Below are 14014 nucleotides of genomic sequence, written 5' to 3'. Positions count from 1 at the left end.
CGATGCTGCAACCCGCATCGTGCGGGTTGCAGCAGAACCGTCTTCGCCCTGCAGGTGCTGGTCTCAGCGGGCGTCGGTGGCACCACCTGAATCATGCAGGCTGCGCAGCTTCTTCTTGTTGATCTTGCCCACGCTGGTGCGTTCCAGTGAATCGACGAAGCTGACGCGGTCGGGGATCGCGTAGCGGGAGATATCACCGGAGCGGCTGCGTGCTGCGACCAGTTCGATGATCTCCGCCTCGGTCACATCGCTGCCATGCTGCCGGACCACCAACGGCAGCGGTCGTTCGCCCCATTTCGTATCGCTGATGCCGATCACCGCGACCTCGTTGACCGCCGGATGCAGGGCGATGATGTCCTCCAGGGCGAGCGAGGAGATCCACTCGCCACCGGTCTTGATCACATCCTTGATGCGGTCGGTCACGCGCAGGTAGCCGCTGCCATCGATGTTGCCGATGTCGCCGGTGTGCAGGTAACCGCCGGCCCATAAAGCCGTCGAAGCGTCCGGATTGTGCAGATAGCCCTGGGTGAGCCAGGGCGTGCGCACCACCACTTCCCCGGTGGCGATGCCATCGTGGGCAACATCATTCATGTGTTCGTCGACGATGCGCAGGTCAACCAGCGGCACCGGAATGCCGGCCTTGGTGCGCAGGGAAAGCTCCTCGTCCGGGCCGTCCACGGCGTCGGCATCGATCTGTGCGAGGGTGAGCAGCGGGCAGGTCTCGGACATGCCGTAGCCGCCGAAGATGTCGATGCCACGGGCCAGTGCCTGCTGCGCCAGTGCCCGCGGTAGGGCTGCACCGCCGATGATCACCTTCCAGTTGCGCAGGTCGGTATCGGCAGCAGTGGGATGGCCCAGCAGCATATGCAGGATGGTCGGCACGCAGTGCGAGAACGTCACCTTCTCGCGGGCGATCAACGCCAGCAACGCGCCCGGTAGGTAGCGGCCGGGGTAGACCTGCTTGATGCCCAGCAGCGTGGCCACGTACGGCATGCCCCAGGCATGGACATGGAACATCGGCGTGATCGGCATGTAGACATCGTCGCGGTGCAGGCGGCCCTGGCTGGACGCGCTGCCGAGGGCTGCCATCGCCGCAAGCGAGTGAAGTACCAGTTGCCGATGGCTGAAGTACACGCCTTTGGGCAGGCCTGTGGTGCCGGTCGTATAGAACGTGGTGGCGCGGGTGTTCTCGTCGAAGTCCGGGAAGCGGGTGATGGGCGTGGCCTCGCGCAGCCCGGCCTCATACTCGGTCACGAAACCCGCTGGCAGCGGGCCCTCATCATCATCCAGCAGGATGCGCGTGCGTACGTCCGGCAGCTGTTCTTCGATGGCGTTCAGCACCGGCAGGAACTCGCGGTTGGCCAGGATCACCCGCGCACCGCTGTGATTGAGCGTATAGGCAATCTGCTCGGGCGCCAGGCGGATGTTCACCATCATCAGCACCGCTCCGATCATCGGCACGGCGAAATAGCTCTCCAGGTAGCGGTTGCTGTCCCAATCCATCACTGCCACGGTATCGCCGCGCTTTACCCCGAGCGAAGTCAGCAGCCCGGCCAACTGGCCGATGCGCGCCTGCAGGGTGCGGTAGTCGAAGCGGACCTTGTCGCCGTAGACGATTTCCTGCTGTGGACGCACTGCCAGAGGTGTCAGCAGCAGCTGCTTGATCAGCAGGGGGTAGGCGTGAGGCTCGGCGGCGGGCGCGTCTGCGGCGGTGGCGAATGACATGTGATCTTCCTGATGGGGCGGCGCGTCAGCGGCCGGGGGGCGCGGGAATGGACAGCTGCTCGCGCAGCAGCGGTGCTTCCGCGCGTGGGCTCGCCTGGATGAGTGCATCCTGCGGCAGCGCTCGCGCTGGATCTTCAAGGTGTTCCCACACCTGGTCCATCGCCGCGAACAGGTAGGGCAGCAGCGGGACGTAGCGCTTCCGGTAGTCCGGGAAGGCCAGCAGCGAGTCGAAGTGCTGTGCCTTGTTCACCCGCCAATAGGCGATCTGCGCCCCGGCCTTGCGGGCAAGTGGCACATAGCGATCACTGGTCATGCTGATCGGTACCAGCCCGTCGTCCAGGCCATGGATGACCACGATCGGCAGGCCGCGACGCGGCGCCTTGGCAGTCGCTGCGGTGATGCCGGCGCGTACCCGTCGGGCATCAGCGCTGTCGCCACGGCCGAGCGCGCGCAGGCAGTTGACGCCCTCCAGCGGATCCTCTGCCGCCGCGTTGCCATCCACCAGCACCACGCCGCTGCCCGGCGGGATGCCACTGCCCTCGCTCCACCAGGTTGCACGAACCTCGGCCGTGGCCGCGTGGGGTCTGCCTTCTGTCCCGGCGGCCGAGAAGCTGTACGCGCAGGGATGTTCGCCCGCGGCGTAGCGTCCATAGGCTGACGAGTAGGTCGCTGCGATGGCCCGCCACAGATCGAAGCCGGTGGAGAATGCGCCGGCGCGAAGTGCATCGGCGCTCAAACCCGCGTCGAGCAGCTGCTGCCGTGCCGACCGTGCCTGTGCTGCAGTGTCATCGCCTTGCACCAACCCAGCGGATTTCAGCGTGGCACATCGCTGGGTCCACTCCGGCACGGCCTGCGCCCGCATCGGCGGTTGTGGTAGATCGTCCTCCGTCAGCAGGGCACAGGGCATCAGCAACGCGGCCTGGGTGACGAAGTCGTACAGCGGCGGAGCGCCTGCCACCGAGACATTGGGTTCGCCGGCCACCATTGCATCGAACCAGTCGCCTTCGATCTCCGCCGCACGCAGCACGGCGCCACCGCCATTGGATACGCCCACGCCCAGCGTGCGTGTGTTGGCCGCAGTGAACGGGGCCGATTGCGGATAGGCGCGGTCCAGCGCCTGCAGGCCGAACTGCAGCGCCTGCAGCAGATGGCGTCCCCAGTCTGCTTCCGGGTTGTCACCCGAATGGGCATGTTTGAGGGCGATTCCCTGCGCGGCTGTCGCACCCGCAGGAATGAAGGCCAACGCGCCTTGGCTGGCTGGCGTGCCGTCTGCCTGGAAGCCGGCCTTGGCGTCCAGATCGTAGTAATCACTGCCGGCGCCCTTGTCGGTATAGGCGACCGCGCAGCCATGTGCCAAGCCCCAGCTACCGGCAACCGCGATCGCGCCATGGATGCCACGCGAACCGGAAGATGCCGCGACGACCAGGCAGCGCCGCGCGGCGTCGAAGCTGTCGGGCACCTGCACCAGTACCCGATGGGGATGGCGGGCGCCGGGAACGCGCGCATAGGCGGAGAATTCGCGGCCGGGTACCGCCTGCAGGCTGCCGTAGACATCGCCAAAGCCGCCGCCGGGTGTCAGGTCGGCGATGCCGCGCCAGCTGCTCCAGATCGCACGACGCCGTGCTTCCTCGGCCGTGGGCTGGGCCGGGTTGGCAAACGCCGGCGCGGTGGCCGAGCGCAGGGCGTCGATGCCCAGGCCTGCGGTCAGCAGTTCGTCGCTGCCGCGATGCACGGTTTCCCGCCACTGCTCGAACACCGGAACAGCGGTAGTGGGGCGGGGCGGGGCGGCGTGGGTGCTGGAGATGCTGCCCAGAAGCAATGGCAGCGCGGCGCACAGCAGCATGACGGGGCGGTGGATGTTCATTGCTCCACCCTAACCATCCGGGCGGCGCACGCCAGCGTACCTTGGTACCCGTGCCCAGGCGCAGGCGATTTGCTAACCTCGGCTGGACATGCCGACCCTGCTTATCGCCGATGACCACCCCTTGTTCCGCGCGGCGCTGCATCGCGCCGCTGAAGAAGCGGTGGCTGACCTGCAGATCAGCGAGGCCGATTCGCTGCACGGCGTGCTCGAAGCGATCGAGAACCAGCAGATCGATCTGATGCTGCTGGACCTGCACATGCCGGGCAACCACGGCCTGGCCGGACTGGCGACCATACGTGCGCTGCAACCGGGGCTGGCGATCATCATCGTTTCGGCCAATGAAGAGCCGCACGTGATCCGCCGCGCCATCGACCTGGGCGCAGCCGGGTACCTGCCCAAGAGCTCCGGCCTGACCGACCTGCAGTCCGCACTGCAGACCGTGCTGGAAGGTGAGCGCTGGATACCGGCGCTGCTGCGCGAGCCGGTGGCGCGGGTGGCGCCCTTCAGCAAGGACGCCGATCTTGCCGCGCGCTTGTCCAGCCTGTCCGCGCATCAGTACAAGGTGCTGAGCCTGGTGGCCGAAGGGCTGCTCAACAAGCAGATCGCCGACCGGCTGGGCGTGCAGTTGCGCACGGTCAAGGCACACATGACCCGCATCATGGGACGACTGGGCGTACGCAATCGCGCGCAGGCCATCCGTGTGCTGCACGAGATGGGGTTGACCGACCCATCCCGGCAGATCGAAGACGCGCAGGACGCCTGATCCTTCGTCAGGTCCTTTCCGTGCTGGCCGTTGCCAGCAGATGGTTGATCGCCCAGCGCAGCGCCAGCGGCTTGAACGGCTTGTTCAGCAGTGACAGGCCCACACTGCGCACCGCATCGCGCGTGTCGCTACCGGTATCGGCGCTGAGGATCACCGTCGGCCGCGCGCCATGCGCGGCGACGAGGCGCTTCCACAGTGCGACGCCGGTATCGCCCTCATCAAGGTGGTAGTCGAACAGCCACAGTGCCGCCTCATGTGCGGATGCATCCAGCGCAGCGACATCGCGCGCCGCGATGACATCGCAGCCCCAGGCAAGCAGCATCTGTCGCAGTGCCTCCAGCGCCTCCGCATCGTTGTCGACCACCAGCACGCGGATGCCCTTGATGCTGCTGTTGCCAGCGGCGGGTTCAGTGCGTGGGGCCTCAGGCGGCGCTGCACGCGCCACGGTGATGGAGAAGGCCGAGCCGCGATCCAGTTCGCTTTGCAGTTCCAACGGTGCATGCAGCAGGTCGGCAATGCGGTGCGCGATGGTCAGGCCAAGACCGAGGCCCTGGCCATTGCTGCGGTCGCCACGGTGGAATTCCTCGAACACCACGGCTTGTCGCTCCGGCGCAATGCCGGGACCGCTGTCATGCACGCCGATCGACAGTGCCTGGCCGTGCCGGCGAACGCCCAGCAGTACGCCGCCACGGCGGGTGTAGCGGATGGCGTTGGCCAGGAAGTTCTGCAGTACGCGGCGCAGCAGCAACGGGTCGCTGTGCACCCACACGCGGGTGCGCACATGGCGGAACTGCAGGCCGCGTGCTGCGGCCAGCACGGCGAACTCCTGCGCAAGCGGCTCCAGCACGGTCGACAATGCGAACGGGCGCGGATCGGCCACCAGGCCACCGGCTTCCAGTCGCGAAATATCCAGCAGGCCCGACAGCAGATCATCGGTGGAATCCAGCGCGCCGCGAATCTGGCGCAGGAAGCTGTCCAGGAATTCCGATTCGATGTGCTGCGACATGGCGTCGGTCAACAGCTGCGCCGCATGCAGGGGCTGGATCAGGTCATGGCCGACCGCGGTCAGGAAGCGGGTCTTGGCCACGTTGGCCCGCTCGGCTTCATGCACGGCCTGTTCAAGCCGGGCGGTGCGGTCCTGCACGCGGCGCTCCAGGGTTTCGTTGCTGCGCTTGAGCGCGTCCTCTGCCCGCCGGAACGCGGTGACATCAGTGAAGGTGGCCACATAGCCGCCACCGGGCATCGGGTTGCCTCGGATCTCAACGATGGTGTTGTCCGGGAAAATCCGCTCGGAAAGGTGCGGCGTGCCGCGCCGCATGTGCACCACCCGCCGCTGCAACGCCTTGTCGCGCGAGTCGCCAGGGGTGTCGCCGATCTTCAGCTGTCCCAGTGCCCACGCCGTCAGGTTCGACACCGGCTGCCCCACCTGCAGCAGCTCCGGCGGGAACTTGAACAGCGCGGCGTAGCGGCTGTTCCAGGCCACCAGCTGCAACTGCGCATCGACCACGCTGATGCCCTGGCTCATGTTCTCCAGGGCAGCCTCCAGCAGGCGTTGGTTGAAGCGCAGCACCTGGGTGGCTTCACCGACCGCGCGGGTAACAGCGTCCAGCGGCGCAGCACCACCATCGCGTGCCGCCTCCACCAGCAGCCGCGCCATGCCTGCACCGACCACGGCGGTCAGTTCGCGCTCGATGGCGGTCACCCGGTCGTCGTCCAGCATCTGCCCGGCGTGCCCGTCCATCAGCTGGCGTGCCCGTTCCTGGCCGAGGAAACGACCAGCCGTCTTGCGCAATGACGCCGCGGCCACCGCGTCCCGCTGCCGAGGCATCGGTGGACGCACCGCACGCGACACCAGCACCACGGTTACCAGGTTGACGGCCAGGCTGGCGCCCATGCTGATGGCGATATGGCCCGGCTGCATGCGCAGCGAGAACATCGCCAGCCAGTGCAGTCCGTCGGGACCGGCCGACGCCAGCGGGGCAGGGAGCACCATGGGCAGCAGCACCAGCCACAACCAGACCAGCGACCCCAGTACGATGCCGGCGATGATGGCCGGGGAGGGCGTGCGCGGACGGTACACCGCCAGCAGCACCGCCGGTGCCAGCTGCGAGAGCGCGGTGAACGACATCAGGCCGAAATCGCTGAGCGCCTCGGTGCCGCTCATCGCACGGCTGTACAGCCACGACATCAGGAACACGGCGAGGATGCCGGCGCGCCGGAAGGCCAGCACCCGCGGCCGCAGATCGGCACCGGAGTTGAAGCCATTGACGCCGCTCAGCAGGCGCGAGCCCACGCCGTGGTTGCCGAGCATGATCGACAGGGTCAGCCCGGACAGGATCATCATGCCGGTGGCGGCACTCAGACTGCCCAGGTATGCCAGCAGTGCCAGCAGGTGATGGCCGCGCTCCTGCGGAAGGGCCAGCACATACAGATCCGGCGTCATCGAGGGCGGCAGCTGCGCGGCACCGGCCAGTGCCATCGGCACCGACGGCAGGCCGATCAACAGCAGGTAGACCGGGAACAGCCAGCGCGCCGTCTTCAGGTCCGACGACTGGCGCAGCTCGACCACGCCCACATGGAACTGATGGGGCAGGGTGAACGCGGCCATGGCACCGAGCGCCACCATGGTCAGGTAATCCGGCACCACTGCCGGCGGCGGCAGGTGCGCCATCTTCTCAAGCAGCGGCGTGCCGGCCTTGTGCACCGATAGCGCGGCATACAGGCCAATGGCCAGCAGTGCCGTCAGCTTCAACAGTGATTCCAGGCCCAGCGCGACCACGATGCCGCGGTTGTGCTCGGTCGCCGACGCCTTGCGTGCACCGAACAGGGTGGTGAACGCCGCCATCGTCAGCGCGAACCAGAACGACACGTCCAGCTGCCAGCCAACGGGTGCGAACTGATCACCGAGCAGGGCGGCAAGACCCTGGCTGACCGCTTTGAGCTGCAGCGCAATGTAGGGAATGATGCCGAACAGCGCGACCAGGGTGATGGTGATGCCCAGCCCTTGGTCGGCGCGCAGGCGCGCGACCACCAGGTCGGCGATGGTGGCACTGTTGTGCTGTTTGGCCAATCGCCCCAGCCGCACCAGGAACGGCAGGCCGAAGGCAAAAATGAGGGCCATGCCGATCAGTGTCGGCGGGATCGGGAAGCCCCACTGCACGCCCTGCGAGGCGGCCCCGTAGTAGGTCCACGCCGTGCAGTGCACGCCCAGTGACAGCGCGTAGATGGCTGGCCATACCTTCGACAGGCGATGCCCCTGGCGTTCCCCCCACAGGGCGACGCCGAACAGCAGCACGGTCCACGCGATGCAGGCGAACAGGACGATGGAGGGCGTCAACATCGCTCCAGTGTAGAGAGAACCGCGGCCGGCGGGCAGCCGGCGCGCCCCGCGCGGGAGGACGGTGCGGCGCTAGTCGGCGAGCACGATCAGCGACAGCTGTTCGGCGACCACTGCTGCCTCGCCGGCGGGAACCACTTCCACGGTCTTGTGCTGGGTCAGCAGCCACTGCCCGGGCCTGCGCGCTTCCAATGACATCAGCTGCGAGCGCACCCGTACCTCGGAACCGCTCGGCACGGGCGCCAGGAAGCGGACCTTGTTCAAGCCGTAGTTCAGTACGTGGGCGATGCCGGGAAAGCCGGCCAGGGCCGCCACGTCGTCCTCTACGGTAAGCGAGAGCAGAAGGAAGCCATGGGCGATGGTCTGCCCGCCCGGCAGGCTGATCCGTGCGCGGGCAGGATCGGTGTGGATCCAGTTGTGGTCCCCGGTGGCGTCGGCGAAGGCATTGATGCGCGACTGCGCGATGCGCGTGCTGCCGCTCAGCCGCTCGCTTGCCGCCCATTGCCGCAGGTCCTGCAGGGCGGCGGGCAACGCATCCATCGAAACGCCGGAACTCATCGCACGCGCTCCAGCAATGCCAGGATCGCGTCACGCGCCTCGGGCTCGGACAGCATCGGCGCATGGCCTACCTCCGGTACTTCAACGAGGCGGGCGTTGGGCGACGTGGCGGCCATCTGCTGCGCGACATCGGCAGGCAGGATGTCCGACAACGCTCCGCGGACCACCAGCACCGGCACCCGCGAGGTCAGGCCACGCACCGCGCGCCACAATACCGGGCGCAGCAGCCACAGCACCCACGGCCGCGTGGTACGGATCACCGCCGGGTCGTAGTCCAGTTCCAGCAGGCCATCGCTGCGCTGGCGGAACGTGCGTACGGCCATCGCCCGCCAGTCGTCGGTGGTGAAGCGCGGAAACGCGGCCTTGCCGATGGATTCCACATAGGTCGTGGCCTGTGCCAGGTCCATCGGTGGCACGGGCTTGCCGGCGTACTTGCCGATCCGCGCCAGCGCTTCGCGCGGCACCTTGGGGCCGGCATCGTTCAGAACTGCCGCGGCGATCAGCCCGGGCGCACGCGAGGCCAGGGTGATGGTGACCAGCACCCCCAGCGAGGTGCCGACGAATACCGCCTTGTCGATGTTCTGCGACCGCAGCAGCGCCACCACGTCGTCGGCATAGGTGCGCGGGTTGTAGCTGGACGGGTCCGATGCGCGTTCCGAACCTGCGCGTCCTCGCAGGTCAACCGCGATCACCCGCCAACCCGCAGCAGCCAGCGATGCGGCCAGCGCATCGAAGTCGGCGCCATTGCGGGTCAGGCCGGGGATGCAGACCACGGTGCCGCGCGCCGGCTGTGCGCCTGCAGGAGCATGGTCACGCGCATGCAGGCGCAGGCCATCGTCACTTTTCCAGTACAGATCATCGTAAGACGGTGTCATGCAGAAGCTTCCTAGAAATCGTAACGGACGCTGAGGCTATATTGGCGCGGCGGCCCATAGAAACCAATCAGCGTGCCGACCGCCGGAATGTTGTAACCGGTGGTGCGGTACTCCTTGTCGGCCAGGTTGGTGCCCTGCAGCGAGAAGGACCAGGCGTCGTCAAGCTTCCAGATCACGCCGGCATTGACCAGCCCGTAGCCGTCCTGGCGGATCACCGGGCTCAGATCGGTGGTCGGCCATACTTCGCTCTGATAGCTGTAGCTCACTCGTGCGGACAGGTTGCTGCCATTGGCCAGGTCGGTGCGGTACTCCACGTTCAACGCGCCCGAGAAGTCCGGTGCGTTGGTGAACTTCATCTGCTTGGCCACGTTGACGCCGCGGTCCACGTACTCGTCATACTTGGCATCCAGCCAAGCCAGGTTGCCGGAGATCAGCCAGTGCTGGCTGGGCAGGTACTGGTACTCGATTTCCAGGCCATTGATGGTGCCGGCGCCGGCATTGGTGAAATCGCCGAAGAAGGCATCGTCGACACCGTCGCCGTTTGTATCGATGCCGGTGAACACCGACAGCTGGATGTCCTTGTACTTGTTGTGGAACGCCGACAGGTTCAGGAACAGGCGCTGATCGAGGAAGGCCATCTTGCTGCCGATCTCGAAGCTGTCCACCGTCTCGTCATCGAACGGCTCGGCCGAGCGTGGCACCGCAACGGCATTGGCGCGGATGTTGTAGCCACCCGACTTGAAGCCACGCGTGGCCAGGCCGTAGACCATGATGTCCGGGGTGATCTGGTAATCCAGCGACACCTTGGGCGAGACGTTCTTGAAATTGGTCTTCTTGTCGAAATCGGCGGCGACCGCGATCGGACGGGTGAACGTCGCATCCGAGTAGAAGCGGTTGAGCACGATCGCGCGCTTGTCCTCGTCGGTGTAGCGGGCGCCGACGTCCAGCTTCAGCTTGCTGGTCAGGTCGAACGTCCAGTCGGCGTACAGCGCGATGCTGTCGGTCAGCACCTTGCCGCGGGTGTCGCCGAACTGCAGGTTGAAGAAGTTGTTGCGGATCTGTCCGCCGGCCTCGCCACTGAACTGGTACAAGCCCACCACGCCCCGCACGCGGCCGCCGGCATCGTAGTTCAGCTGCACCTCGTTGCTGACCTGGTCATCATGATAAGTGCCACCCACATCGGCCAGCTTGACCGGCGTACTGTCGAAGTCGATGTTCGCGTCGCTGTCCGACTCGCGCTTGGCCACCACGTACTTCAGCGCAACGTCTTCGCTGGGCCGCCAGTTCACCGTGGCCGAGGCGCCCTTGGTCTCCACACTGTTGAGGTTGCGCATGCCCGAGCGGATGTCGTAGCGGTCATCCATCGGCGGGTAGGCGCGCACGAACGGGTTGGGTGCCAGCATCTTCGAGCCACGCATGCCGGACTGGTCATCGATCCAGTCCAGGGCGAACTGCACGTCGAAGTCGTCGCCCGCATACGCACCCAGGTTGAAGCGTGCAGCATTGATCTGCTTGTCACTGACCGGCTGGTTGGTGAAGGTGTTCTCGCCGAAGCCGTCACGATTCATGCTGGCGACCGCCACGCGCGCGCGCAGGCCGCTGTCGGCCCCGCCGATCGGGCCGCCGATCGCCGCCTTGGCGTCCAATTGGCTGTAGTTGCCCACGGTGATCTGGGCGAAGCCTTCGGTCTGGGGGGGCAGGCCGCGCGAGATGTACTTGATGGCCCCGCCGATGGTGTTCTTGCCGTACAGCGTGCCCTGCGGACCGCGCAGCACCTCGATGCGCGAGACGTCGAACACGTCCAGCAGCGCACCCTGCGGACGGGCGATGTAGACGTCGTCCAGGTAGATGCCCACGCCCGGGTCAGCGCCCCAGGTGGGGTCGGACTGGCCGACGCCGCGGATGTAGGCGGTGACCGTGCTGCTGGCGCCGCGCGCCGCGTAGATGGTGAGGTTGGGGACCTGTCCATCAAGGTCGCTGATGTCCTGGACGTTCATCTTGTCCAGGGCTTCGGACGTAAAGGCGGTGACGGCAACCGGAACCTCCTGCAGGGTTTCCTCGCGCTTGCGTGCGGTCACCGTGATGCTGTCCAGGTTGGTGGCCGAAGCGGTGCGGGCGGCTGCCGGCGCGCCCTGCGGTGCGTCCTGCGCCAGGACCGGCCCGGTGGCCAACAGCGTGCCGATCATCAGGCTCAAGCAATTCCGTTTCATTCGGTCCTCCCCCAAGGCATGTACGCGGCGAATGGCCCATTGCCACCCATGGACGCTAGGCTAGCGGCGCGGTTGCGCACCGGCGAGTGGACCTAGGTCCAGTCGGCAGCGGTCACCAGATCCGGATACTGGGCGCGTCCCCATCCGGAAGCGCCGTATGTCGTTACTGATCGTACTTGCAGCGCTGGCCTTCCTCATCCTGGTGGCCTACCGCGGTTACAGCGTGATCCTGTTCGCGCCCATCGCCGCGCTTGGCGCAGTGCTGCTCACCGATCCCTCGCTGGTGGCACCGATGTTCACCGGCTTGTTCATGGACAAAATGGTCGGCTTCCTCAAGCTCTATTTTCCGGTGTTCCTGCTGGGCGCGGTGTTCGGCAAGCTGATCGAACTGTCCGGCTTCTCCCGCTCGATCGTGGGTGCGGCGATCCGCTTGTTCGGACCGCAGCGGGCGATGCTGTCGATCGTGCTGGTGTCGGGCCTGCTCACCTATGGCGGCGTGTCATTGTTCGTGGTGGTGTTCGCGGTCTATCCGTTCGCGGCCGAGATGTTCCGCCAGAGCAACATCCCCAAGCGCCTGATTCCGGCCACGCTGGGGGTGGGCGGCTTCAGCTTCACCATGGACGCATTGCCGGGCACGCCGCAGATCCAGAACATCATCCCGACCACGTTCTTCGGCACCGATACCTGGGCGGCTCCGGTGCTGGGTACGCTGGGCAGTGTGTTCGTGCTTGCGGTGGGCATGGCCTACCTGGAGTGGCGCCGTCGCGCGGCGGTACGAAGTGGCGAGGGCTACGGAGACCCGGCCACCCTGGTGAACGAGCCGGCACCGTTCGCAGGCACCCATCTGGCGCACGCGGGTATTGCCGTGCTGCCGCTGGTGCTGGTGTTTGTGTCCAACAAGCTGTTCACCCTGGGCATACCGAACTGGTACGGCGCGGAGCACAGCTTCGTGCCGTCTATCATGGGCAGCTCGGCGCCGGTGGTGCAGGGCGTGGCGAAGATCACCGCAATCTGGGCCGTGCTGGGGGCGCTGCTGGTTGGCATCCTGTCGGTGCTGGCGCTGGCCTGGCGCCCGGTAGTCACGCAGTTTGCCGAGGGCACCAAGGCGGCGATCGGTGGTGCAGTGCTGGCCGCCATGAACACCGCCTCGGAATATGGCTTCGGCGCGGTCATCGCCGCGTTGCCCGGCTTCATGGTGGTGGCCAACGCGCTGGGGGCGATCAAGGCCCCCCTGCTGCATGAAGCGGTCACCGTAACCGGTCTTGCCGGCGTCACCGGCTCTGCATCGGGCGGCATGAGCATCGCCCTGGCGGCAATGTCGGAGACCTTCATCGCCAACGCGCAGGCTGCCGGCATCCCGATGGAGGTGCTGCACCGCGTTGCCGCGATGGCATCGGGCGGCATGGACAGCCTGCCGCACAACGGTGCGGTCATCACCCTGCTGATGGTCACCGGGCTGACCCATCGCCAGGCCTACAAGGACATTTTCGCAGTGACCATCATCAAGACCCTCGCGGTGTTCGTGGTGATCGGCATCTACTACGCCACCGGCTGGGTTTGACAGCGGCGTCGCAGCACCCTCTGGAAGGTCGGTCCACGAGGATTTCCGGTACCACTTCATCCACGACTCACGCATGAGGATCTGGTCATGAAATCTGGAATCGATTCAATCAAGGCGCTGATGCTGCTGCTGTGCACCTGGCTGGCCACCACGGGTACCGCCTCCGCGGCAGACCCATCCGGACATTGGGATGTTGGCCTGTACGGCAATCTGTTCGGCGCCCGCGAGTACCAGGTGTGGGTGCCGGCCGGCTACGATGAAACGCGGCCACTGCCCCTGCTGCTGGTACTGCACGGCTGCGTGACCGGGCCGAACCTGATGGGCGAGGCCTCCGGCTTCAACGAGGTCGCCGACACCGAAGGCTTCATCGTGGTCTACCCGCGGCAGAACGTAACCTCCAACCCCGCACGCTGCTGGAACTGGCAGCTGCCGATCAACCAGGCGCGCGACAGTGGCGAAGCCTCCATCCTGGCCGGCATCGTGGACAAGGTGAAAGCGGGCTACAGCATCGATCCGCACCGGGTGTACGTCACCGGCATTTCCGCCGGCGGGGCGATGACTTCGATCATGCTTGCCTGTTATTCGGATGTGTTCGCGGCGGGCGCGATCCATTCCGGCGGCATGTACAAGGGCGCGACCACGATTTCCGGCAGTGCCTATGCGCTGTTGGCCGGCAGCATCTACTCACCGGACAGCAACGGGCGGCTGGCGTGGCAGTGCTCGGGCTCGCCGTCGCCGCGGCCGATCCCGGTGCTGGTCTTCCATGGCACCGCCGACGCCACGGTGAACCCGATCAACGGGCAGCAGGCCGTGCGCCAGTTCCTGCAGACCAATGACCTGGCCGACGATGGCCTGGACAACGACTCGGTGAAGTACGTGCCGACCAGCACCTTCCACGGCCAGGTGCCGGGTGGGCGTGCCTACACGGTTGACTCTTACACCTATGGCGGCAGGACGCTGGTCCAGCATTACGTGGTGCAGGGGATGGGGCATGCCTGGAGCGGCAGCCAGTCCGGGTTGCCGTTCACCGACCCCAAGGGCCCGGATGCCACGTTGATTACCTGGCTGTTCCTGAAGGATCAGCAGCGCTGAGTTTCGGGCGCAGGAGTAGGGGAGGCGGC

The 14014-nt window shown here is 66.5% G+C and carries 9 protein-coding genes; 3 read left to right on the top strand and 6 right to left on the bottom strand.

Annotation, left to right across the window (positions count from 1 at the left end):
- Positions 1 to 63: 63 nt before the first annotated feature.
- Together AC1DKR_RS00870 and AC1DKR_RS00865 are read right to left on the bottom strand one after the other, a co-directional pair.
- A complete protein-coding gene (locus tag AC1DKR_RS00870) occupies positions 64 to 1725 on the bottom strand; it encodes a fatty acid--CoA ligase (RefSeq protein ID WP_478030440.1) in 1662 nt (553 codons plus the stop codon).
- 25 nt (positions 1726 to 1750) lie between these two features.
- Entirely contained in the window at positions 1751 to 3589 is a 1839-nt protein-coding gene (locus tag AC1DKR_RS00865) for a 3-hydroxybutyrate oligomer hydrolase family protein (RefSeq protein ID WP_478030438.1), read from the bottom strand.
- An 88-nt stretch (positions 3590 to 3677) separates the two neighbouring features.
- On the opposite strand from AC1DKR_RS00865, the gene AC1DKR_RS00860 reads away from it, so the two are divergent.
- Positions 3678 to 4352 carry a response regulator transcription factor gene (locus tag AC1DKR_RS00860; RefSeq protein ID WP_099842518.1) on the top strand — a complete coding sequence of 225 codons (675 nt, stop codon included), beginning with the start codon at positions 3678 to 3680 and terminating at the stop codon, positions 4350 to 4352.
- Between the two features lie 7 nt (positions 4353 to 4359).
- Here AC1DKR_RS00860 and AC1DKR_RS00855 read toward each other — a convergent pair whose 3' ends face one another.
- The 4 genes from AC1DKR_RS00855 to AC1DKR_RS00840 form a co-directional block, all read right to left on the bottom strand.
- Entirely contained in the window at positions 4360 to 7692 is a 3333-nt protein-coding gene (locus AC1DKR_RS00855) for a hybrid sensor histidine kinase/response regulator (protein WP_478030435.1), read from the bottom strand.
- Between the two features lie 69 nt (positions 7693 to 7761).
- Entirely contained in the window at positions 7762 to 8247 is a 486-nt protein-coding gene (locus AC1DKR_RS00850) for a MaoC family dehydratase (protein ID WP_478030433.1), read from the bottom strand.
- Positions 8244 to 9122, bottom strand: coding sequence for an alpha/beta fold hydrolase (locus tag AC1DKR_RS00845; protein ID WP_478030430.1), 879 nt, complete (start codon positions 9120 to 9122; stop codon positions 8244 to 8246). The genes AC1DKR_RS00850 and AC1DKR_RS00845 overlap by 4 nt, the downstream gene beginning before the upstream one ends.
- A gap of 11 nt (positions 9123 to 9133) precedes the next feature.
- A complete protein-coding gene (locus tag AC1DKR_RS00840) occupies positions 9134 to 11308 on the bottom strand; it encodes a TonB-dependent receptor (RefSeq protein WP_478031191.1) in 2175 nt (724 codons plus the stop codon).
- Positions 11309 to 11489: 181 nt separating this feature from the next.
- On the opposite strand from AC1DKR_RS00840, the gene AC1DKR_RS00835 reads away from it, so the two are divergent.
- Positions 11490 to 12893, top strand: a complete 1404-nt coding sequence (locus AC1DKR_RS00835; protein WP_478030428.1) for a GntP family permease — start codon at positions 11490 to 11492, stop codon at positions 12891 to 12893.
- An 87-nt stretch (positions 12894 to 12980) separates the two neighbouring features.
- Entirely contained in the window at positions 12981 to 13985 is a 1005-nt protein-coding gene (locus tag AC1DKR_RS00830) for an extracellular catalytic domain type 1 short-chain-length polyhydroxyalkanoate depolymerase (protein ID WP_312785750.1), read from the top strand.
- Positions 13986 to 14014: the final 29 nt, after the last annotated feature.

The organism is Stenotrophomonas sp. 01N47 (assembly GCF_056399165.1).
The sequence above is the reverse complement of the archived record's forward strand: the minus strand, read 5'-3'. Positions and strand labels throughout refer to the sequence as shown.